Annotated in this window: 23 protein-coding genes and 1 pseudogene; 12 read left to right on the top strand and 12 right to left on the bottom strand. The window is 60.9% G+C overall.

Annotation, left to right across the window (positions count from 1 at the left end; translation table 11 throughout):
- The first annotated feature begins 81 nt into the window (after positions 1-81).
- Positions 82-306, top strand: coding sequence for a hypothetical protein (locus AC3EML_RS18275; protein ID WP_023690459.1), 225 nt, complete (start codon positions 82-84; stop codon positions 304-306).
- Positions 296-484, top strand: a complete 189-nt coding sequence (locus AC3EML_RS18270) for a hypothetical protein (protein WP_245261925.1) — start codon at positions 296-298, stop codon at positions 482-484. The genes AC3EML_RS18275 and AC3EML_RS18270 overlap by 11 nt, the downstream gene beginning before the upstream one ends.
- A 109-nt stretch (positions 485-593) precedes the next feature.
- Here the strand turns inward: AC3EML_RS18270 and AC3EML_RS18265 are convergent, their stop codons facing one another.
- The 3 genes from AC3EML_RS18265 to AC3EML_RS18255 are packed head-to-tail and all read right to left on the bottom strand — an operon-like array spanning position 594 to position 1,815.
- Positions 594-872: a hypothetical protein gene (locus AC3EML_RS18265; RefSeq protein ID WP_023670652.1), complete on the bottom strand. Its 279-nt coding sequence runs from the start codon at positions 870-872 to the stop codon at positions 594-596.
- A 42-nt stretch (positions 873-914) separates the two neighbouring features.
- Entirely contained in the window at positions 915-1,283 is a 369-nt protein-coding gene (locus AC3EML_RS18260; protein WP_084013112.1) for a LysR substrate-binding domain-containing protein, read from the bottom strand.
- Complete coding sequence (locus AC3EML_RS18255; RefSeq protein WP_023690457.1) at positions 1,189-1,815, bottom strand: LysR family transcriptional regulator; 627 nt, start codon at positions 1,813-1,815, stop codon at positions 1,189-1,191. The genes AC3EML_RS18260 and AC3EML_RS18255 overlap by 95 nt, the downstream gene beginning before the upstream one ends.
- A 112-nt stretch (positions 1,816-1,927) precedes the next feature.
- Here AC3EML_RS18255 and AC3EML_RS18250 point away from each other — a divergent pair.
- The 3 genes and pseudogenes from AC3EML_RS18250 to AC3EML_RS18240 all read left to right on the top strand — a co-directional run bounded on the left by AC3EML_RS18250 (position 1,928) and on the right by AC3EML_RS18240 (position 3,820).
- A pseudogene (locus AC3EML_RS18250) lies at positions 1,928-2,465 on the top strand (VOC family protein).
- A gap of 584 nt (positions 2,466-3,049) precedes the next feature.
- Complete coding sequence (locus AC3EML_RS18245; protein ID WP_023690455.1) at positions 3,050-3,223, top strand: exopolysaccharide production repressor protein; 174 nt, start codon at positions 3,050-3,052, stop codon at positions 3,221-3,223.
- Between the two features lie 294 nt (positions 3,224-3,517).
- The gene (locus AC3EML_RS18240; protein ID WP_023670645.1) at positions 3,518-3,820 is read left to right on the top strand and encodes a DUF1330 domain-containing protein; all 303 of its coding nucleotides are present in this window, start codon (positions 3,518-3,520) and stop codon (positions 3,818-3,820) included.
- 1,568 nt (positions 3,821-5,388) lie between these two features.
- Here AC3EML_RS18240 and AC3EML_RS18235 read toward each other — a convergent pair.
- The 3 genes from AC3EML_RS18235 to AC3EML_RS18225 all read right to left on the bottom strand — a co-directional run bounded on the left by AC3EML_RS18235 (position 5,389) and on the right by AC3EML_RS18225 (position 9,213).
- On the bottom strand, positions 5,389-6,120 hold the full coding sequence (locus AC3EML_RS18235; RefSeq protein WP_023694064.1) for a hypothetical protein: 732 nt from the start codon (positions 6,118-6,120) through the stop codon (positions 5,389-5,391).
- Between the two features lie 1,068 nt (positions 6,121-7,188).
- On the bottom strand, positions 7,189-8,265 hold the full coding sequence (locus tag AC3EML_RS18230) for an FAD-binding oxidoreductase (RefSeq protein WP_084013113.1): 1,077 nt from the start codon (positions 8,263-8,265) through the stop codon (positions 7,189-7,191).
- A gap of 90 nt (positions 8,266-8,355) precedes the next feature.
- Complete coding sequence (locus AC3EML_RS18225) at positions 8,356-9,213, bottom strand: LysR family transcriptional regulator (protein ID WP_488505284.1); 858 nt, start codon at positions 9,211-9,213, stop codon at positions 8,356-8,358.
- 129 nt (positions 9,214-9,342) lie between these two features.
- Here AC3EML_RS18225 and AC3EML_RS18220 point away from each other — a divergent pair, with 129 nt between their 5' ends.
- The 6 genes from AC3EML_RS18220 (at position 9,343) to AC3EML_RS18195 (ending at position 16,155) form a co-directional block, all read left to right on the top strand.
- Positions 9,343-10,425, top strand: coding sequence for an amidohydrolase family protein (locus AC3EML_RS18220; RefSeq protein WP_031201701.1), 1,083 nt, complete (start codon positions 9,343-9,345; stop codon positions 10,423-10,425).
- Between the two features lie 11 nt (positions 10,426-10,436).
- On the top strand, positions 10,437-10,790 hold the full coding sequence (locus AC3EML_RS18215) for a Rieske (2Fe-2S) protein (RefSeq protein WP_023690448.1): 354 nt from the start codon (positions 10,437-10,439) through the stop codon (positions 10,788-10,790).
- A gap of 22 nt (positions 10,791-10,812) precedes the next feature.
- A complete protein-coding gene (locus AC3EML_RS18210) occupies positions 10,813-12,519 on the top strand; it encodes an ABC transporter substrate-binding protein (protein ID WP_245262808.1) in 1,707 nt (568 codons plus the stop codon).
- A gap of 87 nt (positions 12,520-12,606) precedes the next feature.
- Complete coding sequence (locus tag AC3EML_RS18205; protein WP_352522207.1) at positions 12,607-13,653, top strand: ABC transporter permease; 1,047 nt, start codon at positions 12,607-12,609, stop codon at positions 13,651-13,653.
- Positions 13,650-14,534 carry an ABC transporter permease gene (locus AC3EML_RS18200; RefSeq protein ID WP_023690446.1) on the top strand — a complete coding sequence of 295 codons (885 nt, stop codon included), beginning with the start codon at positions 13,650-13,652 and terminating at the stop codon, positions 14,532-14,534. The genes AC3EML_RS18205 and AC3EML_RS18200 overlap by 4 nt, the downstream gene beginning before the upstream one ends.
- Positions 14,524-16,155, top strand: a complete 1,632-nt coding sequence (locus tag AC3EML_RS18195) for an ABC transporter ATP-binding protein (protein WP_023694068.1) — start codon at positions 14,524-14,526, stop codon at positions 16,153-16,155. Before AC3EML_RS18200 ends, AC3EML_RS18195 begins: the two co-directional genes overlap by 11 nt.
- Positions 16,156-16,302: 147 nt before the next feature.
- Here AC3EML_RS18195 and AC3EML_RS18190 read toward each other — a convergent pair whose 3' ends face one another.
- Genes AC3EML_RS18190 through AC3EML_RS18180 form a run of 3 tightly spaced genes read right to left on the bottom strand, consistent with a single transcriptional unit; the run spans position 16,303 to position 18,139 of the window.
- Entirely contained in the window at positions 16,303-17,085 is a 783-nt protein-coding gene (locus AC3EML_RS18190) for a hypothetical protein (protein WP_488505282.1), read from the bottom strand.
- A gap of 56 nt (positions 17,086-17,141) precedes the next feature.
- Positions 17,142-17,534: a phage holin family protein gene (locus tag AC3EML_RS18185; RefSeq protein ID WP_023693628.1), complete on the bottom strand. Its 393-nt coding sequence runs from the start codon at positions 17,532-17,534 to the stop codon at positions 17,142-17,144.
- Positions 17,531-18,139, bottom strand: coding sequence for a hypothetical protein (locus tag AC3EML_RS18180; RefSeq protein ID WP_023752870.1), 609 nt, complete (start codon positions 18,137-18,139; stop codon positions 17,531-17,533). Before AC3EML_RS18180 ends, AC3EML_RS18185 begins: the two co-directional genes overlap by 4 nt.
- A 347-nt stretch (positions 18,140-18,486) precedes the next feature.
- Between AC3EML_RS18180 and AC3EML_RS18175 the strand changes: the two genes are divergently transcribed.
- Positions 18,487-18,810 carry a nucleotidyl cyclase domain-containing protein gene (locus AC3EML_RS18175; RefSeq protein ID WP_023690440.1) on the top strand — a complete coding sequence of 108 codons (324 nt, stop codon included), beginning with the start codon at positions 18,487-18,489 and terminating at the stop codon, positions 18,808-18,810.
- A gap of 262 nt (positions 18,811-19,072) precedes the next feature.
- On the opposite strand, the gene AC3EML_RS18170 is transcribed toward AC3EML_RS18175, so the two are convergent.
- The 3 genes from AC3EML_RS18170 to AC3EML_RS18160 all read right to left on the bottom strand — a co-directional run bounded on the left by AC3EML_RS18170 (position 19,073) and on the right by AC3EML_RS18160 (position 25,696).
- Positions 19,073-19,993: a DUF2493 domain-containing protein gene (locus AC3EML_RS18170; RefSeq protein ID WP_023690439.1), complete on the bottom strand. Its 921-nt coding sequence runs from the start codon at positions 19,991-19,993 to the stop codon at positions 19,073-19,075.
- Positions 19,994-20,333: 340 nt separating this feature from the next.
- A complete protein-coding gene (locus AC3EML_RS18165) occupies positions 20,334-21,371 on the bottom strand; it encodes a DUF7146 domain-containing protein (RefSeq protein ID WP_023690437.1) in 1,038 nt (345 codons plus the stop codon).
- A complete protein-coding gene (locus tag AC3EML_RS18160; RefSeq protein WP_352521854.1) occupies positions 21,368-25,696 on the bottom strand; it encodes a strawberry notch-like NTP hydrolase domain-containing protein in 4,329 nt (1,442 codons plus the stop codon). Before AC3EML_RS18160 ends, AC3EML_RS18165 begins: the two co-directional genes overlap by 4 nt.
- Positions 25,697-25,726: the final 30 nt, after the last annotated feature.

The raw sequence follows: 25,726 nt of genomic DNA, 5'->3' as shown, positions 1-25,726 counted from the left end.
CGCCTCGAAAAATCAAAAACAAACAGGCACGAGGCGCTTGGGAGCGATCATCAGGCTTTCGCCCGACCAGGGAGAAGGCCCATGCCCACACCGGCACAGAGCCGGCTCATATATTTTATGGGCCAACTCGTTCACAACGAGAGCATCGTTTCCAAGCAGGATATTATCGTCGGCTTACTGGATCACGAAGGCAGTCCGACGGCCGACGCCGACGAATTGCTGGCGAACTTGCATCGATCACTGCAACAGGCCCGACAGAGCTTGCACGAGGCGCAAGAGATCTATGGAGTCAGAAATGCGGAGTAGCGAAAAAACAAAACTCGCATACACAGCCGCAGAGTTCGCCGAAAAACACGGTTTGACCGTGAAGGCAGCCGAAATCATCCTGTCCGTGAACGGCTCCTCACGTGTCGCTTGCGATGCAGCAGCACGCGCATTCAAAGAAGCGGTTGCGCACCGAGCACACAGCAATGACGGCGAATGAGGCCCGCGCCTGCTTCCGAGGCTGCGCGGGCCGACCATGACGAGTGGAGAGGACATCTTGGTCACCGGCAGGAATCGCTGAAGAACGAGCCGGGTGTGAACGAACAGCCTCAGAGCGAGGTTGTTCCCGACTGACGCAAAAAAGCCCGCCAACATGAGCCGGCGGGCCAAGTAATGGGTCGCTGTCCAATGAACGCGTTAGGTGTCTTCAGATGGATTTTGGTCGAGAAGCCGCCGCGCGTCAGGCGCAACAAATCGGGCGCCGATTGAACGCCCTGCGGACGCAGGAACGCCTTCGTCTCGCGGGCGCTCCGCGTAAGCAAATCTTCGCCGCCGAGAAGCTCAATCGTCTCGGCCCAACCGTCGTCTGCAAGCAATTCGTGTGTCATCGCAGTTAGAATCCCACCCGATTCCGCAGGGCAATACCTATCTTATCGCCTAGGCCCTTTTGCCCCTACCGCCGAGACATGACCGCGCACCACGGAGCTGTCGAACATCTGCACCAGGTGCGACCGGTGTCGTTGCGCCCACTTCTGTGCCGGATAAGCAAAGACTAGGCCGGTAAACGGTGAACGCAGTTCGGGGAGTACCCGCACCAGATCGAGCTGATGGGCGAGATAGCCTGGAAGAAAGCTGATGCCCAATCCTATCGCCACGAGCGCCCTCACCGTTAGCAGATCATCGCAGGTGAGGCCCCCTGTCAGGTCAACACCGATCTTCCGGTCGCCCGCCAGCATCGGCAGCGGTCGCGCCCATGCCTTGCTGAGGGCGATTAGATCGTGATGTTCGAGTTGCTCCAGTGAGACAGGTGTGCCCCGGCGGCCGAGGTAGGCCTTGGAAGTGTCCTGAAGGACCCGTCACGAAAGCGCGTGAGATCAGGCTGGAATCGCGCAACGGGCCGACGCGCACGGCGAGGTCGATGCCGTCGGCGACGAGATCGGCAACGCGGTCGGTGACGACGAGATCAACGGCGACCGCCGGATAAGCCTTACGGAACGCTGCAATAACAGGCGGTAGAAGCGTCTGCGCGATATCCACTGACGCCGTCAGCCGAAGCTGTCCGTCCATCCCCGCCGACTCTGCGCGAAGCTCAGCTTCGACGGTCTCGATTTCTCGCAGCGCGATGCGACACCGCTCGAAATAGGCTTGGCCCTTGGGCGTAGCGCGCAGCTTTCTGGTCGTGCGCTGGATCAACGAGAGCCCGAGCCGTCGCTCCAGGGCCGCGACCTTGGCGCTCACTGTCGTTGCAGGCATGCCGAGACGGCGCGCCGCGCCGGCAAAGCTCCCTGCCTCGAGGACGTTGATGAAGACACATATCTCGTCGATGCGCATTCCCGGATTATGCAGAAAACGGGATGCTCATTCCAGTCATCTCATATTTTCCGGGCAATGCATTTGCGCGATGATTTCGCTTGTGGAAATCGCCAGCAGGGGAGCGGAGGCCATGAACGATCAATCGATCAATCCCAATGACGCCGCCAGCGTCGTCGAAAAATATGCCATCAACCCGCGCGTTCGGGTCGGTCACGTCCATCTCAACGTCGCCGACATCGAGCGATCGCTAGCCTTTTATTGCGGTGCCCTCGGGTTCGGCGTCACCATGTCGCTAAGCGAGGAGGCTGCCTTTCTCGCGGCGGGCGGATATCACCATCATCTGGCGCTCACTAACTGGAAAAGCCGCGGCGGCGCCGCGCCCCCGATTGGCACGACGGGCCTACACCATGTCGCCTTTCTCTATCCGACACGGGCGGCGTTGGCGGCTGCGCTGCGCCGCCTGCGAGCAGCAGGGGTGACGCTCACCGGCGCGAATGACCATGGCGGCTCGGAGGCGATCTATGTGCGCGATCCCCGGCAACGGGGTAGAACTCTATTGGGATCGCCCGGAAGCGGAATGGCCGCGCAACCCGGACGGCGCGCTGAAACTGGTCAGCAATCCGCTCGACGTGGACAATCTCGCCCGCGAGGGGGCATCAGACTGCTAAGCCGGCCACCGCCATGGCGGGCTGCGTTCGGAGGACTGCTGCGACAGTGCTAGCCATTCACCGAGCCACGGAGCCGGTTGGCTGCGAGCGGAGGGCAACCACTCGGCTGGCGGGCTTCGCCACCCCAGGTATTAAAGTGTACGCTTCGAGAAGACCGTCGGCAAACTCAAGCGCTTAAAATGCGTCGCAATACCCTGCGGGAAGAGAAGCGAAGCTTCGCATCCGAGCTTATAGGACTTGACCGGCGGCTAGCCAGACGGCTCCCGCGCGGCTGAGACGGCCCTGTCCCGTTCCTTTGGATGAACTGCGCCTTGTGGCCGGTGATGTTCTCGATCGCCTTCAAAAGGGGTCGATGGACCTCACAGAGCTTGGCATGCTCGCTGTGGTACGCACAGCGACCCGAATATGCTCTTGTGCAGCGCTTCGGCTGCCGCCAGGAAGCGCTCGATTTCAGCCCGGGAAAGCTGTTCGGAAGGTTTGGTTCTGGCCATTGGTGCTTGCGCAATTACTAATTTAGTGAAACCTTACGTTCTTCTGGGGAGTAGACGTGAGACCGGTCGGTCCAGCTACGGGCGGCATTGAACATGATGTTTTTTCCGCGATTACTGATTGGGATGTTTGCCACGTCGACCGTGGTAGCGACCTGGACTTACCTAGCAACCGATTCGTTCTGGAAGTCCCTTGCATGGACCTTGCTGATTTTTATCATCTTTCAGGTTGCATATTTCCTATTTTCATTCGCGCTTTTCTACAAGTAAGTTTTGGATGAAAAGAACCGAAGAAAAACCGAACACTGCCGAGCCTACCTGTCGAGACGGCGGTGTCTCATCTGAAGGGCGCTCGATGACGCTTCTTTGAGGGAGACCGCCAGACACGAGAGCAGCGATCATGCTAATCTTTGCGAACCATGCGAAAGAAGGAAAGCCGTGGCAGCGCCAACAATCATCGAAAAGCGCGCTGGCGCTGGATGTCGCCACGGAGATCGTCGTTAGGGTGCGGACCGACGACGCCGAAGCCGAGGAGGGCGAGCGGGGTCTAAGGAGGAAACACAGATGGCTGCCTATCTGATAGCGGATGTAGACGTAAAAGACGCTGCCTTGTTCGAGGAATATCGGCGGGACGTTCCCGCTACCGAAGAGCGGTACGGTGGGCGGTACCTGGGCCGCGGTGGCGCCACCAAGGTTTTGGAAGGTGATTGGGATCCACACCGACTGGTCATTGTCGAATTCCCCGACATGGCGTCATTGATGGGCTGGTATAATTCGCCGGAATACGCCCGGCTGATCGAGATCCGCAAACGTTCCGCTAACACCAGGATCATCGCTTTAGAAGGGATTGCAACGCCTGCCGCGTGACCCATAAGCGCGGCCAGCGGACCCGACGACAGTTGGGCATCCTCAGCGTCATTTCTTCCTCACGGCGAGATGCCGGAGCAGCAAGACCACTTAGTACCGTCTATGATCAATTTGCCGCTGCGCCGGCGAGCGAGCAAAAGACGCGGGAACAGGTGTCTCGTGACCGCCGTGTTATCCCGATCATCCGAAGACGTTCGCTCTGGTGCGGGACGACTTCAAGTTCTTTTTCAAGGGTGTTCGGAGGTTGGCCCACGGCTGAAGGGCTGCACAACCAAGGGGCGACGATCAGCTTCTCCACCTTCAGACACATCGTGATAACCTGTCGGCCATGAAATCGGTGGCTTGAGAGAAACGTGGGCGGGCCCCAGGAGACTAATTTCTGCCCATGGGGAAGGCGATGTCCGCGCTAGCCGGAATGTCAGCTACCGAAGATCCGCCGTGTGAAGGCTGCCAGTCCGCTAACGGCCGCCCCAAAGCTGCCGGTCAAGACAAGGTCGCGTTGGAACCGATCCTTCGCATCCCCCGTTATCGAATGGAAGGGACATTACTTGCCATTAGGAGATGAAGAATGAAACGGCTTCTTTTTGCCACTGCCATGATGGCTCTTTCCAGCGGGCTTGCGTTCGCGGGGACGACAGGGACAACAGGGACGACGTCGAGTGGCTCCTCCACTACCACAACGATGCCGACGACAGATAACAACACGGATTCGACCACAACGAAGTCGACCAATTCGAACTCAGCGAAGGACTGTGCGCCCGGCCAGCAGAGTGGCAGTGCTAAGCAGGCCGCTCCTGGTCAACAGGATGACACCAGTGCCAAGTCCGCAGCCCCTGGACAGATGAAAACGACTGCCGAAGGTTGCTAATTGTGGCGGGAGGGGCTGGTTGCACCGGCCGGAATGGATGCCTCCCGCTGCCGACCGGCGGCAACGGACCGGCCCGCGCCCTTCGATCAGCGCGGGCCGTTTTTCTGAAAGAACCTCCCTTAATCGTCCAAGGAGCCTGCAGCCTTTTCTTGGGCGAGCCGGAATGCATAGTTGGTTGCGGATGTGATTGTTGAATAGCGGCCCTTGGTGGGGCAGATTTGAACGCGACAAACGCCTCAAGCGGCACGCCCAGGAAATCGTATTGCTTCCCCCCTCGCTCAAACAGACCGAGAGAACCCTGGTCCGGGTCAATAGTCGAACTTGCGCATCGAGGTCGACGGCATGGTGCGTTTCAAGAAACCAGCGTGAGCCGCGGCCAGCCGGGTATGGACCGCCCTACAGGCTGAGCTGTATTCGAAGATGTGGCCGGGCGTAGAATGACCTCGCGTTCCGCCGCTTCGCGCGCCGCCCTGATCGGAGTTTTCGCGTTGACGGTGTGGGTGGCCGTCACGGCATCGGCTGCGATCTCCTCAACACGGTATTTCGGCACTTTTGTTCCTAAGCGTCGGTAGCGACTCCGCTTGTTTAGGGGTCGCCCTCAAAGAGGAGAAAAGGTGGCAAGCTCGTCGTCTCCCTGCCGCCGGGGGTGTGACCCGGCGGCTTGCACGTTCGACTAGGGTCGTTTCAGCGGTGACCGGTCTTACGGCGTTGGCGCAGGATCCTGTTTGGAAGCCATCTCGTCGATCTTCTCGGCAAGCACGCTGTTGGCCCATTCGGTGACCTCGGCGTCGACCGGCTTGTTGGCCATATCGGCGAGCGCGTCATCCAGCGATGGGACGGCGGCAGCAGCATCGGCCGCCGCTATATTGGCGGCATCGAGCGCCGCCTGCGCTGCATCGATCTGCTCCTGGGTCGGGACTTGGTCGGCCGGAGTATTCGGGTCGTTCAATTTGGCGTTCAACGCGTCGACTTCCGCTTGGGCGGCATCTACCGCGGCTTGGGCGCCCTTGGCGGCAGCCGAAGCTGTCACATAAGCCTGAATGCCGGCGAATTTCTTGCTCTTGGAGTTCATATAAGCGTTGATGTTGCGCTGCAGCGAGTTCAGCCGGCCAAGCTTGGCGTGAATGTTCTTGTCCTTAGGCGTCGCGGCGACCTCAATGTCGTCGACGGCGACCTGGTCTTCGCCCGAGGCCTTCTTTCCGGCGTGAGCCGATGCCGACTTGCCGTGCGAAGCGCTGTTGCCGGACTTCCCGCCGCCGTTGCCGGACTTGCCGCTATTGCCGTGACCACCGCCATTGCCGTGACCACCACCATTGCCGTGACCACCACCATTGCCGTGACCACCACCGTTTCCACCCGCACCAGCGAAAGCAGGAGCGGTCACTAGCGCAAGCGCGGCAAGCGCCGCCAAAAGGGTTTTTCGGGATGTCATGGTACCTCCTCAGGCGAATAGCCACCTCGCCGATTCGTTATAGAGCGGCTTATAAGAGTTTCCTAATTCGACTGAATGAACTTTAGATAAATGCTTGTTGCAATGAGCGACTGACGACTGCGAAGCGCTTTGTAACCCTCTGAAATCTAGCAAAAAATCCGGAGTCGCAGACCGTATCCCCCTTTAGCGCGACTGAAGTCCCATACCGATCGACCTTGGTCGGGCGATGCACAACCGCGGAATGCTTGCGGCATTTCGGAGTATGGCGTCACCATGTGGCTGTGACTGCGCATTGGCAGACAACTCGCCGGGCGAAGACCCCAACAACCTCGAGCCCGGCGAGCCTTACACCTGATCAGAGTACGCGATCAGGACCGGGGATCAGCCGGCGAAAGATGTGGGTGCAATATGGGTGCCAAACTATTCGTCCCAAATTGGGACCATGCTGCGGCCGGCAAGCTGCGCTTAGGTCTCATAAAAGGCTTAGGCGCTGGCATCGGAAATGGCGATCGCTGGTCGCTCTGCGCCAAGCCGCAGGACCAGCATCATGGTTGCCCCATTTTGCAGAACTTGACGCACACAACCCCCCGCGACAAAGGCTGCTGGGCCGTCGTAGCGCCGATCTGCTCCGGCATGGCCGCGTGAATGCCCGCTCGACTCCAGCAACAGCTTCATCCTTGGTTGCGACGTTCCCGCGCGCGCCGCCGTCATCGAGCGTATTATCTTACTCGCCTAACCCGGATCGTGCCGCGTCCGCTTTCCGGGACGCACGGATCTATGCTCAATACCTAATGTCAGGCGCGTACCTGAATGGGTCCTCGAGCCGAGATAGCGCGTTAGTCCATACCCGACATTGCGATGTCCAGAAATCGACCGTTTCGCGAACAGCGATGACTACTCGGAGCTGCTATCTCGTTTGCGCCACGAACTGTCCCCTGCCCTCAATGCTTCCAACGTCTCATTTGGGGGCCGATAACGGACTGACAGCTTCGAGCGTCGAGCCGTTGGGTTAGACCCTGACGCCGATGCGTGCGCCGACGGAATCTTCCAACAGTCAACAACGCCGAGCTAAGCATCGAGCAAAACCGTCCCTCGCGGGCGGCTGCAACATGCCAGGACATAGCCGGCAGATTTCTCTTTAGCATTCAGTCCGCCCAAATCGTCCATGGTAACCTCGCCGGATAGTTTGGCTATTCGGCACGTTCCGCAAACGCCCTGCTGGCAGGCGGTTGGGATGTAGATGCCACAGTTCCGCGCCGCGTCCAGCAGGGTCTCTCCGGGCGCGCAGCGATGCTCCACACCCGAGCGGACAAAACGGACCGAAGACGAAATCGCCAAGCCCAATTCCGACCGAGAACCATTGCTGCCTCCGAAACTCTCCTCGTGATACTGCGCCGGCGGGAAGCCTATTGCATCAAGGCAGGCGCGTGCCGTCTTCATGTATCCTTCGGGCCCACAGGCAAAAACGGTGCGCTTGTGAAGATCGGGAACCAGGCTCAGCAGCATCCGACCATCAATTCGGCCGGTTGAACCCGTCCAAGCGGGACCTCCCTGGCCGCAAACCAAAGTCACTTGAACATTGGGAAAGCGAGCGGCAAGTGCTTCCAGTTCCGCTCGGAAGATGATGTCGCCTGGGGTTTTCGCGCTGTGAATGAAGCGGATCTCCCTGTCGTCTGCGCGGTCTGTAAGCGCACGCAGCATTGACATGGTCGGAGTCACGCCGCTCCCGCCCGAAAGGAAAACAGGTTTCTCCGACGGCAATTTATCCAGATTGAACGAACCGAGCGGCCCTTCGATCTCGATCTCGCTGCCCGGCGTCAAATGGTCATGGATCCAGTTGGAAGTGAGCCCGCCCTGCGTTCGCTTCACGGTGATCTGAAGATCAAGCGGTCGCGTCGGCGGTGACGATACCGAGTAGGCGCGCGTTATTGTGGCGCCGTTGATCCTGAGGTGCACGAGAACATACTGGCCCGCGCTGAAGCAGAACATCCGACCAGCGGCAGATGTGAGAACAAATGTTTTCACATCGTGCGTCTCGTCTATCACGCGACGGCAGAGCACTATATCTCGCGTCTTTTGTGCCCATCGCCGCTGACGCATGGTGGGCACGACATCTGAGGCTTGGATGGAGGCGTATGCATTCATCGTGCGGCTCGGCGTTAGGTCGAGCGAACATGCCAGTTCTTACCCCGCTGAACAGCAATATTATCCCAGCGTTATGATCGGGAATATCGATTAAACCTCCAGCGACATAACAGCGAGATGGAGAGCACGGATGCCTTTGCGAATGATCGGTTCGTGTTTGCGGCGTGCCAGTATCGCCGTATGGACTGGCTGGTGCAAGGTCGGCGCTCCTTCGACCAGGAACGATGGAATCTCACCGGTAAACCTGCGCGCATCATCGCTGCGCATGTAGCAAGTGCCGCCCGTTCGCCGGAGCATGATCTCCGCCAGAGCTTCCGATCCGGTCGAAAGTCGGCAGATCGCCAATTGAGCCAGCATCTCTGCGTGCGTTTTCTCCAGCACGACGGTGTAGCCTGGGCGGATGTAGGTGTCGGGATCGACGTCCGACAGGTTTCTGGCGGCAGTCGAAACCATTAAATATTCCTCGACCATCAGGTGCTCGTATGCGATCTCAGGCAAGTAGCGGGGGGCATAAAGCACCGCGATATCCAGGTTTCCCATGCTGAGGTCGCTGACCATCTGGTTCGAATAATCCGACTCGACATGGATTGAGGACTTCGGAAGTGCTTGGCACAGGGTTTCGACCCACCCGGGCAGGACTGAGCGGGTCATGCCCACTTGGGCGGCAACGCGCAAGGTGCCTTCGAAACGGTTGAAGGCCCGGACATCGTGGCGAGCCTGCGACCAAGTGGATACCAGAGATCTTGCGTAGGCTTCGAACCGGCGCCCTGCGGCAGTCGGCTCTGCCCCGGCGCGTCCGCGTTGGAACAGTTCAGATCCGATTGCGCTCTCCAGGTTCTTGATGCGGGTGCTGATTGTCGATTGGGTTAAGCCCAACCGATCTGCGGTGCGATTGAAATTTCTCAATTCGATGATGTCGAGAAAGGTTTCGATGTGATCAAGCTGCATGGAAATCCCGATCGAAAAATTCGATCATGTTCCTGCCTACCATAAGCTTGATCAAACAATACTCAAGGGGGAAGCTGCACCAGATCATCGGCCGGCGCACCGCCGGGACGGGCCACGGAGCGGAACAAAGTGTTCATAGTTGATTGCGACTGTCACAATTACTGGTCAAGCGCCACCGTGTTGACGCCATACCTTTCCGGCTTGTGGAAAGACATGTTCACCGAGGGCGAGAAAACAGGTCCAGTCGGCGCATTTCCGCATGGCCATCGCCCCTGGTTTCATCCGCAGGACTTCTCCCGCAAGGACGTCCGTCCGAAGACGGAAGCCGACAATTATCTCATCATGAAAGAGAAGCACCTCGACAAGTACAAAGTCGACGTGGCGATCCTCACCGGCGATGAGCCGATCGAGGCGTCGACCCTCGCCAATCCTTACTATGCCAGCGCCCTGGTCAGCGCCTACAATGACTATCAGATCAACCAATGGCTGCCGAAAGACGATCGTTTCATGGGTTCGATCATCATCGCACCACAGGATCCGAAGCTCGCTGCCGCCGAGATACGCCGTCTGGGCAGTTATCCGCGTATGGTCCAGGTTCTCGCTTCCCAAGGGTCCGTCAAGCCGTATGGAGACCCGTTCTACCATCCGATCTACGAAGCTTGCGCTGAAGTAGGGTTGCCGTTCGCCATACATCTGGGCGGGCATGGCGGCGTGAATTCAACTGCCATTGCGCCTGCGCCCACGACATTCTTCTGGGAAACGCATGCCATTTTGCACATGTCCGCGATGTCGCACGTGGCAAGCATGATCGCCCATGGCGTCTTCGAGAAGTGGCCGGACCTCTACTTCGTGATCATCGAGTGCGGTGTCGCCTGGGTTCCGTCGGTCCTGTGGCGCCTGGATGCCGACTACAAAGCGCTGCGTAAAGAGACGCCATGGCTGAAGATGCTGCCATCGGAATATTGCCGGCGCAACATCCGCTTTTCCACGCAGCCGCTGGAGCAACCTGCAAACATCCAACATCTCTGGTCCACGCTCGAAGCGATGGACGGGGAAAACACGCTGATGTTTGCGTCGGACTATCCGCACTGGGATTACGACGATGCCAACACGCTGCAAATCCCTCCTGCCTGGAAGAGCAAGATCATGGGACTGAATGCGTTGGAAGTCTACAAACGCATCCCCCGTGCGCAAGCCGCGAATGCTGCCTGAGGAACCATACGATGCCCGAGAAGACATATATCTGCCGCGTCCACGAGATCGAAACAGGATCTCCGTTTATCGCCAAGATCCGCAGCCTTTCGGTCGGGATTTTCCGCATCGGAGATTCATTCCACGCGCTGCTGAATGTCTGTCCGCACCGCGGCGCTCCACTTTGCGAGGGACCGCAATGCGGGACAACCGCGCCCGTTGAACAAGCGCAATTCATCTATCATCGCGAAAACGAGATCGTTCGATGCGCCTGGCATGGCTGGGAATTCGACATCAAGTCAGGTGAAGCCTTGGTCGATCCGTCCATTCGCGCTCGCACATTTCCAGTCACCGTCGAAGCCGGCAGCATCTATGTGACGGCCTGATTGGCCCAAAAGCCGATTGGGATTGGAAAAATTCGAAGAAAGATGGCCGAAGCCAACTAGCAGATTTGTTCGCAGGTGCTTGAAAAAAATAACGCGGAGAACTCCGCAATGGGAGAGTCAAATGTCAGAATCTGAATACAAGCTTGGTCTCGCGCAAAGCCTGGTCGGTGGCAGCAAAGTTTCCCGCCGCGACTTCATTCATCTTGGGATAGCCGCAGGCCTGACGGTCGCCGCCGCCGACACGCTCTTCGTCGCCAGGGCGCGTGCCGAACCGATGCACGGCGGCTTCGCCAAGCTCGGCATGGCTCATGGCGCGACGACGGATTCAATCGATCCGGCCGGCTACCCCGATACGTTCACACAAACCGCGTTTTCGGGCTCGCTATCCAACAGCCTCACTGAGGTCGACGCCAAAGGCAATGTCCAACCGGACCTCGCCGAGAGCTTCGAATCTTCGGATGGGGCCAAGACCTGGGCCTTCAAGCTGCGCAAAGGCGCAACCTTCCACAACGGCAAGACTGTGACGGCGGATGACGTCGTGACGTCATTGCAATATCACATGGGCAAGGACACAAAATCGGCGGCGAAGTCGCTGTTGGAGTCCGTCGCCGGGATCAAGGCCGACGGCCCGGAAACGGTGGTCTTCACGCTCAAGAGCGGCAACGCCGATTTCCCTTACATCATGAGTGACTACCATCTGGTCATCATGCCAGCCAAGGACGGCAAGGCGGACTGGGCTTCAGGGGTTCGCACCGGCGCTTTCCTCCTTGAGAATTTCCAGCCCGGCGTTTCGGCGAAACTCAAGCGCAATCCAAACTACTTCAAAAACGGCAAGCCCTATCTCGACGAGGTGGAATTCATCGCCATCACTGATCTTGCCGCTCGCATGGCGGCCTTGTCGACGGGCGAGGTGGACTATATCGGCCGCGCCGACCTCAAGACCCTCGGCATGTTGAAACGCAATCCGAAGGTGGAAATCGTCGAGGTCACCGGCTACGGACATTATACCTTGCCGATGAATGCCGCGATGGCGCCGTTTGATAATCCAGACGTGCGAACGGCATTGAAATGGGCGATCAATCGCCAAGAAATCGTCGACAAGATCTTTCTCGGCCACGCCACCGTGGCTAACGACAACCCGATCGCGCCAGCGATCAAATTCGCCAAGGATCCGCAACCGCAACACAACTTCGATCCGGAAAAAGCCAAGCACTACCTGAAAAAGGCCGGAATGGAGAACCTGAAGGTGGATCTCTCGGTCGCCGATGCCGCTTTTGCAGGCGCGGTGGATGCGGCTTCGCTCATTCGCGAGACGGCAGCCCAATGCGGCATCGACGTCAATGTCGTGCGGGAGGCCGAGGACGCTTATTGGGACAATATCTGGCTCAAGAAACCCTGGTGCGCATCCTATTGGAGCGGTCGAGCGACGGCCGACTGGATGTTCACGCAAGCCTTCGCCGCGGACTCCAGCTGGAATGAGTCGTTCTGGAAAAATCCCCATTTCAACGAATTGCTTGTTAAGGCGCGGGCCGAGACGGACGAGGCCAAGCGAGCGGGAATGTATGCCGAGATGCAGCAACTAACCCACGACGATGGCGGCAGCATCGTGCTGGTCTTCAACAATTTCGTCAGCGCCCAATCCAAAAAGCTCGCACATGGCGAAGTGGCGCCCAACTGGGAGAACGATGGACTGAAAATGGCCGAACGCTGGTGGATCGCCACGGCATGAAAAGGCGGCCGGGGCCACGATGGTTGTGAGGCTCCGGTCGGCTTGCTCCGAGTGCAGGACTGCCGCCCAAAGGGAGACGGCACTCACATGAACCCCGTCGCAAGAACGGTTCTGCAGCGCCTTGGCCTCGGCCTGGTCACTTTGTTCATCGTGTCCATCATCATCTTCTCTGCCATCGCGATGCTTCCGGGCGACTTCGCCAAGGCCACGCTCGGGCAGTCGGCGACGCCCGAAACGGTCGCCGCCTTTCAGCGGGAAATCGGCATCGATCGTCCGCCTGTCGAGCGCTATTTCGTCTGGGTCGCGCAAATGCTTCACGGCGACTTCGGCTCTTCGTTCGCGAGCCGCACCGGATATCGGCGTACCGTGGCCGAGATCATCGCGCCACGCCTCTACAATACGATGTTTCTTGCAGCGGTGACCGCGCTGATAGCGGTTCCGCTGGCGCTTGGGCTTGGCATTCTCGCCGCGCTGTACCGCAACGGCTGGTTCGACCGGCTGGTGAATGCCGTGACACTGACAACTATTTCGTTCCCGGAGTTTTTCGTCGCCTATATGCTCGCCTACCTGGTGATCTCGCGCGACACGTTCATTGCATCCGATTTCGCTCAATCCCTGCCCAATTGGCTCAGTATCTCACTGACCTGGGCACTCAATGCGGTTCCCAAATTTCCGACATTGTCGAATGTGAACGATCAGACCCCATTTTGGGAGCACCTCTGGAAAGTGGCGCTGCCGGCAATCACCCTTACACTCGTGATCGTGGCCCACATGATGCGCATGACCCGAGCGGCCATCATCAACATGCTCGCAAGCCCCTACATCGATATGGCGCGCCTCAAGGGAATGTCCCCGATGGTGATCGTGCTGAGGCATGCCCTGCCCAATGCCTGGGCTCCCATCGTCACTGTCGTGGCGTTCAATATGGCATATCTCATCGTCGGAGTGGTCGTGGTCGAGGTCGTTTTCGTCTATCCCGGGATCGGCCAACTGATGGTTGATGCGGTAAAATCCAGGGATGTTCCGGTTGTCCAGGCCTGTGCCCTGATTTTCGCCGCGACCTACATCCTTCTCAACCTGCTGGCCGACATTATTTCCATCGCCACCAACCCCAGGCTCTTGCACCCACGATGACCAGATCCCAATCTATCGCGGCGGTTCAGAGGCTGAGGCGCTCGCGTGCCAGCCGGGCGACAACAGCGCTGAAGAAGGCACCGCTTAGTGCATGGTTCGGCATCGTGGTGATCGTTGGCTACGTCCTTGTTGCGGTCTTCGCGCACTGGATAGCCCCATATGGCGAGACGCAGGTCTTCAGCGAAGCCTTCGCGCCGTGGAATCAGGAATTCGAATTGGGAACCGACCAGCTCGGCCGCGACATGCTCACCCGCTTGATCTACGGTGCGCGCAACACCATCGCTATCGCGGTCGCGACTACATTGCTCTCCTTCGCGGTAGGCGTGTCGCTCGGCCTCCTTGCCGCATTGTATAGGGGGTGGCTCGACCAGATCTTGTCGCGTGCGGTGGACGTGCTGATGTCGATCCCGAGTCTGATCTTCGCGCTGGTGCTTCTGTCGATCTTCGGCTCGTCGATCACCAGCCTGATTGTTATCATTGCGCTTCTCGATTCCACCCGTGTCTTTCGGCTTTCTCGCGCCGTTGGGCTTAACGTGGCCGTGATGGAATATGTCGAGGTGGCGCGATTGCGCGGCGAGGGACCGAGATGGATTATCGCCAATGAAATCCTTCCCAATGTCATGCCTCCACTGGTCGCCGAGTTCGGCTTGCGATTCTGCTTCGTGTTCCTGACAGTCGCGGCGCTGTCGTTCCTCGGAGTCGGTATTCAGCCGCCGACGGCCGATTGGGGATCAATGGTGCGCGAGAACGCAACCCTGATCACTTACGGCGATGTCACGCCGCTGCTTCCGGCCGGCGCGATAGCTCTTCTTACCGTATCCGTAAATTTCGTTGTGGACTGGTACCTGCACGCAACAAGCGGGTTGCGGGATGAAAAGTAGCGATCCAGGCTCACGCGAAAAAGGAAAGGATCTACTGCAAATCCGCAATCTGCATGTGGAGGGATCCTCGGACGAACAGTGGCATCCCATCGTCCGCGGGATCGATCTTACGCTGAAGCGGGGGGAGGTTCTTGGCCTAATCGGCGAGTCAGGCGCCGGCAAGTCCACCATTGGCCTTGCCGCAATGGGCTATGCCAAACCGGGCTGCCGGATCACACAGGGCTCGGTCCTGTTCGACGGGATTGATCTCCTGGCAGTCAATGAAAAGGGGCGCCGTCGTCTCCGGGGCTCCCGCATTGCCTATGTCGCGCAAAGCGCGGCGGCCTCCTTCAATCCGGCACATCGACTTTTGGAACAAACCATCGAAACCGCGGTGGCGCATCGAATCGTCAGCCGGGAAGAGGCGAACCGGAGCGCCGTGGATCTTTATCGGCGTCTTCAGCTCCCAGTACCCGAGAGCATAGGCTTTCGCTATCCTCATCAGGTCTCAGGCGGGCAGTTGCAACGGGCCATGACAGCGATGGCAATGGCTTGTCGACCGGACCTCATAATATTCGACGAGCCAACAACGGCGCTCGATGTGACCACGCAGGTTGAAGTCCTTGCCTCCATTCGCAACATCGTTGAGGAATTCAGTACTGCTGCAATCTACGTAACGCATGACCTGGCGGTGGTGGCGCAAATGGCGGATCGCATCATGGTTCTGCGACACGGAGTTACCGTGGAGGTGGCTGACACACGCCAGATGCTGGCCTCCCCCAGCCAGGAATATACGAGGACGCTCTGGGCAGTCCGCAAGCTCGCCAAGCCCGAAGTTCCAGCCGATGACTATCTCTTGACGATAGACAACGTCACCGCGGCTTATGCCGGAGGGGTCAAGGTGCTCCAGGATGTCTCCATCAAGGTTCCGCGCGGAAGAACAGTCGCTGTGGTCGGCGAATCCGGTTCTGGGAAATCGACGCTCGCTCGAGTCGTTACCGGACTCTTGCCGCCAAGTTCGGGTTCGATTTCTTTCGCAGGCCAGCTCCTTTCCAAGAGCCTGAAGGCGCGGCCCAAGGAGGTCCTGCGTCGCGTCCAGATGATTTATCAAATGCCCGACAACGCCCTTAATCCGCGCCAAACGGTCGAAGAAGTCTTAGAGCGGCCACTCGAATTCTACCTCGGCCTCAAAGGCGCGCAGAGAGATCGCCGGATAAGCGAACTTATGCACCTGGTCGAGATGAGCGAGGATTTTCTGGAACGTCTACCTGGCGAGCTATCAGGTGGCCAAAAACAACGCGTCTGCATTGCGCGGGCATTGGCTGCCGAACCGGAGCTTATCATCTGCGACGAGATCACATCCGCGCTCGACCAAATTGTGCAGGAGGAGATCCTCAAGCTTCTGATGCGCCTACAGCGTGAACTCGGGATGAGCTACATCTTCATTACCCATGACATTGCCACGGTGCGCGCGATAGCAGACGAGATTGTCGTCATGCACGGCGGCAAAGTCGTCGAGCAGGGATTGAAGAGCGTGGTTCTCACACCTCCGCATGCCGCTTACACCGAACGGCTTTTGTCCTCTGTTCCCGAAATGGATCCTGACTGGCTGACAAGATTGCTGGCCAGTCGGAAAATCTGACAGGTTGCAAGGTGGTCAGGAATTAAGTCCCCGTCCGCCCATCTTCCACGTGCTTTGAAGGGCATGATCGAGCTCCACGCGCAGCGATCAGCGCGACTATTATGCACGCCTTCTGGAACTGTCTATCGCTGATCCAGGACCATCAGGCTAGGTTTGACGCTGAGACGTATCGGAAATTCGTTCGCGCACGGCATGCTCGGTCTTGTCTGCTGTGGACTTCACGATCTCGCCGAGCTGATCGGCTATCGTGTCTGCTTCCATATCTTGCCGGCCAGCTTCCTGCTTGATGGTCTCATAGGCGTCGGCGGCGACCTGCTTGGCCTCATCGAGGCCCCTGTCGAGCAAAGTTTCGGCGGAATCGCGAAGCTTGTCGCCATAGGCGCCTAGTTGCTCGTCCTCCGTTGCGGTATGGGGCAGAATTGCACCTATAGCGGCGCCGATGGCGAGACCGACGGCCGCAACGGCCAAGGGTTGATCCTCCAACAGATCTTGCGCGGAGCGGCTGGCTTTCGCCGCCATGTCCCCAGTCGTCGAGCTTGCATTGGCAGCGCTTCCCGTCAGACCCGCCGCAGCGGCTCTTGCGGTGCTCGATATGGTGTCGCCGACGCTGGCAGCGCTCGAGGAGAGCGATTCCGCGGCATCGGAGAGCGTGCCGCCCAAGCCGCCGCGCTCCCCTGCTACATCATGTCGTCCCGGCGCTGAAGGCAATGGATAGCCAGCCGAACGGTGGGCGGTGTTTGAGGTACCGCTGCCGAACATCAGCCAGGCCAGACCTGCGCCCACCATGGTGACCGGCAAAGGATTATCTCGGACCTGCGTTCTGAGATTGCTGAGCATGGCCGCGCTCTCCCCTCCCGAGAACAGCCCGGTGAACTCATCCAGCAATTGTCCAGGCGTCATCTTGCCTCGAATGGATTCGGCGGTCTCCATCACCCGAGCGCGAGCAGCCTCGGCCTCGCGTTCAAGTTCGGCTGCGGATTTCTCGTTCATCTCACCTGTTCCTTAATCGCGCTCGCGTCGCGCTTGAGCTGTCCCTGGGTCCGGTCGGGGGTAAGTTCCGAAGGCGCCATGCTGGCCGTCCCGGTCCGCAGCAGGATGACGCCGAGGACCGCCACGACCACACCGACCAGCAGGGAAGACCACCCCGCGCCAAGCCCTGCCCGCGTCAGCGCGATAATGAGCGCCTGCAGCAACACCAAGAGCGCGGCGAGCAGGCAAATCGCGCCGCCCAGCACTTCCGCGGCACCTGCTCCGGCTTTGGTAAGCTTTTCAGAGAGCTCGGCCCGAAACAGCCTCGCCTCGGTTTGCACCAGAGTGGTGACATTCTGGGCCAAATCGGTGACTAGCCCGGCAAGGCTGGGATTGTCCTGGTTGTTCATCTGTCCTGCTCCGCGATCTGCGTGGCCCCATCATCGCCGACCACGCCAAAATCTTGTGGACGATCAGCGGACCAACCCTGTGGCTGATCGGTGTGTGATCTGAGGCCTCCCGGAGCGGCCTCAGAATCGGGCGTTGCCGGCGGAGAAGCCTTGATGAACCGCCCGAGAGCCAATCCGGCCAACACCGATCCCGCAAGCAGGACACCGGGATTTTGCCGGCCGAAGGACTGCACGTCATCAAGGACTTGGCTAAAGGGCTTCTGTTTCAAGGACGATGAAAGCCGCTCAAGGCCACTGGCAGCATCCAAAGCGAACTTCGATGCGTTCCTTTCATCGTTGCTGGCAAGGTGATCGCTGGCCGCTCGCAGTGCACCACCCAACGCCGCCAAGCTCGATCCGATGTCGCGCTGCGCCTCCTCCGCCTTGTCGGAGATGACCTGCGTGGCTTCAGATGCATAGTCGCCAGCCTTACGGGTCACCTCGTCCCGCGCGTCGTGAAGCAACTCGCTGGCACGCTCATTTTCCTGGCGAAGTCTTTCGGAGACGTCGCTTTGCGCCTTGTCGAATTCGGTGGGCTGTCCGCCCTGATCCTTCTCATGCTGCATGAGGCCACCTAGTGAAAACCGAGGAAGGAGAGGACCGCGAGCACGACGACGATAAGGCCGATAAGATAGATTACACTGTTCATGTGCACGTCCTCCGTAGCTTTCCAACTTCGACGAACCTGCGATGTTCCGTAAGTGAGAGCATTTATCTCAGCCGAAACGAAGAGCTTCGTCAGGCACGCACCCAGTCACCAGTGAGTTGCCCTGTCCCTCGTGCGGAGCGCCAGTTGCTCCGTACGAACGGGTGCGCCCGACATGGTTGACGCGATCCCAAAGAAAACCGGAAGAGCGGACTTGGATCGCTTGACCTGGGCAAATATGATCCTGACGCCTTGCAGAGGGACTGGATGGAAATCGGTCGGGTCGAGCGCAAGCTCTCGGCGATCCTTGCGGCTGACCTCGCCGGGTACAGTCAACTGATGGGCGCTGACGAAGAAGGTGCCCTCGAGCGCTTGAACAGCCATCAACGTGACCACCTCGATCCCTGTATTGCCACGCATCGCGGCAAGATCGTCGGCGACATCATCGAACAGGACGGTCACGTCTTGGGCGCGGGGGTCAACATCGCCGCGCGTCTGGAGAGGATCGCCGAGCCTGGCAGGATCTGCGTTTCCGAACGCGTGCAGGAACATGCAGCGGGAAAGATCGGCCTGCGCTTCGAGGACTCGTGACAGTCCGGCGGAGTGCCCAGAATTTTGCCTGGTATCGTCGCGCCTCATCCATTCGGCCCAGCTGAGCATTTGCCGCGAACATAACAGCCTGAGGGCTGGCCGTTTGGCGACGCCCGCTTTTGGTGAATGGACTGAACCGGGGAACCGACTGTCATGAGGCGCGAAGCCGCCGTTCGCGTCGTGAAAGACATACCTCCACATCGGTGAGATTGTGGAATAGCGGTGACCAACCTGGACTAAGATCTAGGGTCAAAGGGGGCGCTCACGAGCCGCCTAATCGATAGACCGGGATGCCGAGCTTGCGGGCCTTGTCGGCGAGGTTCTCCTGAATGCCGGTGCCGGGAAAGATGATGACGCCGATCGGCATGACCGCCAACATCTGGTCGTTGCGCTTAAAGGGAGCGGCCTTGGCGTGTCTGCTCCAGTCGGGCTTGAAGGCGACCTGCGGCACCTTGCGATGATCGGCCCAGCGGGCGGCGATCTTTTCAGCGCCTTTGCGTGATCCGCCGTGCATCAGCACCATGTCGGGGTGCTTGGCGCGGATTTGGTCGAGCTTTGCCCAGATCATCTCGTGATCGGCGGTATCGCCGCCGGAGAAGGCGATCTTGGGGCCGGCCGGCAACATGACCTCGGTTTCCGCGCGCCGCCTGGCCGCGAGGAAGTCGCGGCTATCGATCATTGCGGCGGTGAGATGGTGGTGGTTTACCATCGACCCCGTGCGCGGTCGCCAGGCAGAACCGGTGTACTGATCGTAGTGTTCGGCGGCCTGGTCACGCATGAGCTCGAAGGCGCCCCGCCGTTCGATCATGGTCTGGCCCTGGGCGGTGAGTGTCTCGAGTTCAACCGCCTTGATCTCGCTGCCATCCTGTTCGCGCTGCAGACAGCGCTGGGCCTGCTCGTTGTCTTCCAGTTGCCGCTCGATCCGTTGTACAGCTCGGTGGAAGACATTGGTGAGGGACCAGAGCAAGTCATCGAGGTCGGGTTCGAGGCGCGTGTCAGCCAGGGTGACGATGAGGGCGTCAAAGATGTCGGCCACGGCTCCGGCCACTTGGTCGCCACCGGGGAGCGGTCGCGGATCGGGCTCGTCCGCAAATGGTCGCCAGCCATAGAGCTGGAGTTCGGTGAGGATGTGATCGGTCGCAGAAGCGGCGTGGTGCGGTTCAGTGTCGTCGTGCTCTCTCATGGGGATGCTCCCGTCGGTTTGACCGCGACCCTCGCGGCCTTCATGGCGACGAGAGCCCACGGGCGGGACGGTCCGACACCCGCAGCGATGCGGAGGGCCGGAGCGCAGCGGAGGATGGCGGCGGCCGACTATTTTGCCTCGCGATGGAAAGGCGTCGCGCCCGATCGCTGCCATTCGCGACCAGTCGCGCGCGCCGGAAAATAGTCGGCCGCCGCCATTGCCTGGCCGGCCAGTTCGTGGGCCGATCGCCCTCTCGAAGGCCGGGTCTCGGGTCTCTGCCGGCGGGTCACTCATCCATGCGCCGCACCGGCACCGTGCGCCGCGCGCTTCCCCTCCCGGCTCATGCCGCCTGTGTCAGATATCGGATGCGATCTTTGCGCATGAGCTGGTCTGCAATCGAGGCCCGGAAGGCCGCAAGTCCGAAGCGGCTGAGGTCTTCGTTGAAGTCTTGCATCGCTGGCGACAGCACGATTGCATCGATTCCGGCGTCCGTCGCGCGCTCGAGCAGGCTGTCGCGGGCACCGTCACCGGCCGGATCGTTGTCGCGGATGACATAGAGCCGGCGCAGGGTTGGCGGGAACAGGATGGCGGCTAGATGGGCTGCCGAGAGTGCCGCAGCCATCGCCATATCGGGCAAGGCGCATCTGAGCGACAGCGTCGTCTCAATGCCCTCGCCTGCCGCCATGACGCTGCCGGGTGCACCGAAGCGGACGGCGTGACCCAGAAGGTCACCCATTGCGCGACGCGGCGTGTCGACGAGCGCCTTGCCGGTGCCGTCCGGTGCGAGCCAGGTGCGGTGCGCGCCGGTCAAATGTCCATCAAGGTCGGTGACAGCAGCGATCATTGCCGGCAAGGTCTCGGTCGGTCCATGATCGCCGGGCCGGTAGTAGCAGCGCGGATGGAACCGCAGCGATCCGGTGCCGGACAAAGTCGCAATGCCACGTCCACGCAAATAGGTTTCCACGAGGGTGCCGATAATGGGCTTCGACATGGCGACCAGTCGGCGAGCCGCTTCCGGAGATCCAATGGGGACCTGCGTGATCGGCGCGGCCGGTCGGGGTGGCATGGCATCTGGCATAGCGAGAAACAGGCGCGCCTCATTGGCGACGTCCCGGAAGTTGACCAGTCCGAGGGATTCGCGGATGACGTCGAGCAGGTCGCCATGCTCGCCGGTAGCGGCGTCGGTCCATTTGCCTGGCGGTCCCTTCGGGGATGGCTGCAGACGCACGAACGTCGAGCGGCCCGGCGCATTGCGGACGTCGCCGACGCTCCAATAGTTGCCCTGGCGACGGCCATTGGAGAGGTAGTGGCGGCACACCGCCTCGGCATGTTCGGCGAGGCGGTGTGCGAGGTCGGATGCAGCGTGACGCGGAATCATGCAGCCTCCCGCTCACTGACCCGCTCGATTGGGAAGCGGTCGAGCACGCGCTCCAGCACGGCGAGCCCGTTGGCGTCGATCGGCACGAACATCCTGAGCTTCCACGAAATGATCTCGTGGAAGAGACCGTAGGCGGTGAGGCGCTCCCGCATCATGTCGGTGAAGCCCGACAGTTCGATGCGCCACGCGCCCATGACGCGGCTGCGGCGAAGCTGGAGACCCTCGGCGAGATCAAGGATCGTCCGCCCGTCGATCAGCGCCGCGAGCGCCTGCTCGGGCGATAGCGATGCGACGCCTGTCACCGTGGCGTTGGCGGCCCAGGCCGGCGTGACAAGGCGACCAATTATGCGCTCGCCCTCGTCGGTCTGAAGTCGAAAAACGCGGGTCGACTCGTTTGGCAGACGCTTCCAGATCGGCAACAACAGGCCCGTCACCATGTGCAGCACGGCATCGGCAAACTCGGGAGTCTCGGCGACCTCCGCATTCCATGCTGCAGCGAAAGCTTCACGGTGGGCCTCGACCCAGCGGGTTTCGCCCATAGCCTTGAGCGGCATGTTCTGGCCTTCCATTGGCCGGATCAGGCGGACCCGCGGCTCGATCTCGCCGTCGTCGAGCATGATGCTGGTGGTTGGGATCTGCACGGCGGCGCGGCCAGATTGCTCGTTGATCAGTAGGATGGCGCGCAAATCGCGAAGGTGATGGAGCGCCGCATCGAGCATGACGGGCCGATTGCGCTTGCGCTGGGTGATCGTCAGCAGCCGCGTTTCGGCGCCGGTGCGCGGATGGGCGTAGATGACCTGCCGGTCGGTGATGACGAAGCTCTCGGCCCGCAGGGTCTCCAGCCCGGTGTCATAGGTGCCCGAGGCGATGGCGCCACCGATCCGAGCGGCCAGAAGCTGCTCGAAGGCGCCGAACAGCACGCCCTGCACTTCGATGGTCAGCGCCAACAGGCGATTGAGGAAGGTGGTGATCGGCGGCAACTCGTCCTTGATGCCGTTGTTGTCCATCAGCTTGAGACCGGTCGCCGCCTCGAAACGCTGGAGTGTGCAACCCTCGACCTTGCCGCGTACGATCAGGAGATAGAGCTGCCGCAAGGCATCGCCGGCATAGTGGCTTTCAAGATTGTCCTCTGGCCGGAACAGCCCTTGGCCACCGGTCTGGCGCTGGCCGCGCGTGATTGCGCCCAACGTGTCGAGACGGCGGGCGATCGTCGAGAGGAAGCGCTTTTCCGCCTTCACATTGGTCGAGATCGGCCGGAACAGCGGCGGCTGCGCCTGATTGGTCCGATGCGTGCGGCCCAGGCCCTGGATGGCGGTGTCGGCCTTCCACCCGGCTTCGAGCAGATAATGCACACGCAGCCGCGTGTTCCGTGCCAAGAGTTCGGCATGGTAGGAACGACCCGTCCCGCCGGCGTCGGAAAACACCAGAACGCGCTTCTGATCGTCCATGAAGGACTGCGCCTCGGCCAGATTTGCCGACCCTGCTCGGTGCTCGACGACCAGGCGGTCGCGCTTGCGCACGATGCGGCGCGAGTGGCCAGTGACTTCGGCGACGAGGTCCGCGCCGAAATGTTGGACGATCTGGTCGAGCGCGCCGGGGACAGGCGTCAAGCTGGCGAGTTTCGCGATCAGCTCGTCGCGCCGGGCGACCGCCTCGCGGCTCTCGACCGGCTGGCCATCGCGGTAGACCGGGCGCGACGACAGATTGCCCTCCGAATCCGTGAAGGGCTCGTAGAGCTGCACCGGGAAGGAATGAGCGAGGTAGTCGAGGACGTATTCGCGCGGCGTGATGTCGACGCGAACATCGTTCCATTCCTCGGTCGGCAACTCGGCCAGCCGCCGCTCCATGAGCGCCTCACCCGTCGAGACGATCTGGACAACGGCCGCATGGCCCTCCTCCAGATCGCCGGTGATGGATTTGATCAGGGTCGGTGTCTTCATGCTGGTCAACAAATGGCCGAAGAAGCGCTGCTTGGCGCTTTCAAAGGCGCTGCGCGCGGTCGACTTGGCCTGGGCATTGAGCGTGCCGGTGCTGCCGGTGATGTTGGCCGCCTGCATCGCAGCATCGAGATTGTTGTGGATGACGCCGAAGGCCCCAGCGTACGCGTCATAGATGCGGACCTGTTCGGGCGTCAGCTCATGCTCGAGCAGTTCGTATTCGACACCGTTGAAAGAGAGCGAGCGGGCGGTATAGAGGCCAAGTGCCCTGAGGTCGCGTGCCAGTACTTCCATCGCCGCCACGCCGCCAGCCTCGATCGCCTCGACGAACTCGGCGCGGGTCGAGAATGGAAAATGCTCGCCGCCCCAGAGGCCGAGCCGCTGGGCATAGGCGAGATTGTGCACGGTGGTGGCGCCAGTCGCCGACACATAGACGATGCGGGCATTCGGCAGGGCGTGCTGTAGCCTCAGGCCGGCACGGCCTTGCTGGGAGGGAGCGGCGTCGCCGCGTTCGCTCTTGCCGCCACCGGCATTTTGCATGGCGTGCGCCTCGTCGAAGATGATGACCCCATCGAAATCCGGACCCAACCATTCGACGATCTGCTTGACCCGCGAAAGCCTCTCGCCGCGATCGTCGGACCGCAGCGTGGCATAGGTGGTGAACAGGATGCCGTCCGCCAGCGTGATCGGCCTGCCCTGCGGGAAGCGGGAGAGCGGGGTGACCAGCAAGCGCTCCATGCCGAGCGCGGACCAGTCGCGCTGCGCATCCTCGATGAGCTTGTCTGACTTGGAGATCCAGACGGCCTTGCGACGGCCCTGCATCCAATTGTCTAGGATTACGGCGGCGGACTCGCGGCCCTTGCCTACACCGGTACCGTCGCCGATCATGAAGCCTTGCCGGAAGCGCACGGCCCGCGCCGCGTCATCTGCCGCCGCGCTAATTACGTCAAAGGTATCGTCGAGCGTCCAGGCGCCGGCGAGATACTCGGCGTGAGCATCGCCCGCATAGATGACGGTCTCGAGCTGCGCGTCCGAGAGCAGGTCAAGGACGTTCTTCGGCAGGCGCGGCCGATAACTCGGCTTGGGCGGCGCGACCGAGGCCATGGCCGCCGATTGCACGAGTTGGGTGGGGTGCGGCTGCGCGCCGGGAATGCGGATCGCCTGAAGCGCGTAGTCCTCGTAGATGGCGTCGCTGATGTGGCCGCCCTCGGCGGCCTTCCAGTCGAGCACCTGATAGGCGAGCTCAACGGCATCGGGATCAGTGAGCGGTGGCCGCGGTGTTATTCTTGCCGTGGGACCAAGATAGCCGCGCACTGTGCGGGGTGCGGCCGACGACGATGTGGGAGTTGCACCTGCGGGTATGGTGACCGGCAGCCGTGCCGGCACATGCTCGCCGACCCATGCGATCAGCGTCGCGGCATCCGGGGCAACGCCCTGATCTGCCGGGAACACGTCCGGATCGTCCGCCGGCACCCGGTCGATGACGGTGAGGCGTGTCGGAAAGGTCGTGCCATGCTTGGCGTAGGCCGAGCCGTCGATGGCGGCGGAGAAGACGATGCGGCCACGTTCCTGCAGGCGAGTAAAGGCGGCGGTCCAGGCCGGGTGGTCGGGCGCGAAGTTCGCACCGGTAATCGTCACCAGCCGCCCGCCGGGCGCAAGGCGCGCCAGGGCCGAGGCGATGTGCCGCCAGGCCGCGTCGGCCATGCGGCCCTCGACGTTGGCCATGACCGAAAAGGGCGGGTTCATCAGCACCACGCTGGGCACGGCGCCGGGATAGAGATGGTCGTCGATCTGGGCGGCGTCGAAGCGGCTGGCGCAGACGGCCGGAAAGAGGCCGGAGAGAAGTGCCGCGCGGGTTTCGGCAAGCTCGTTGAGAATGAGCGAGGCGCCGGCTATCTCGGCCAGGATGGCGAGCAGCCCGGTGCCGGCGGAAGGCTCCAGCACACGGTCGGCCGGCGTGATGGCAGCGGCCGTTGCGGCGACCATGCCGAGCGGAATCGGCGTCGAGAACTGCTGGAAGGTCTGTGCTTCTTCGGATCGGCGGGTATGCGTCGGCATGAGCCGGGCGATCTTCGACAATGCTGACAGCCGGAGAGCCGGAGACGCGGCCTTGCGGAACAACGCCTTTCCGTACTTGCGCAGGAAAAGGACCGTCGCAGCCTCGCAGGCATCGTAGGCCTGCTTCCAGTCCCAGGCGCCGGCGGCGTCGGAGGCGCCGAATGCGGCTTCCATCGCCGCGCGCAACTTTGGCGCGTCGATGCTGTCGCCGCGCTCGAGATGGGGAAGCAGAAGGCCGGCGGCGGCGAAGATAGCGCCGGCTGCACCGGTTTGGGGGAGCGGGAGCGGCGCGGCTGCGGGAACTGCCACAGCGGGCGAGATCATGTACATGGTGTGAACCTCGGGAGAGCGGGGACAGGA

This window comes from Mesorhizobium sp. P170090 (genome assembly GCF_057786115.1).
The sequence above is the reverse complement of the archived record's forward strand: the minus strand, read 5'-3'. Positions and strand labels throughout refer to the sequence as shown.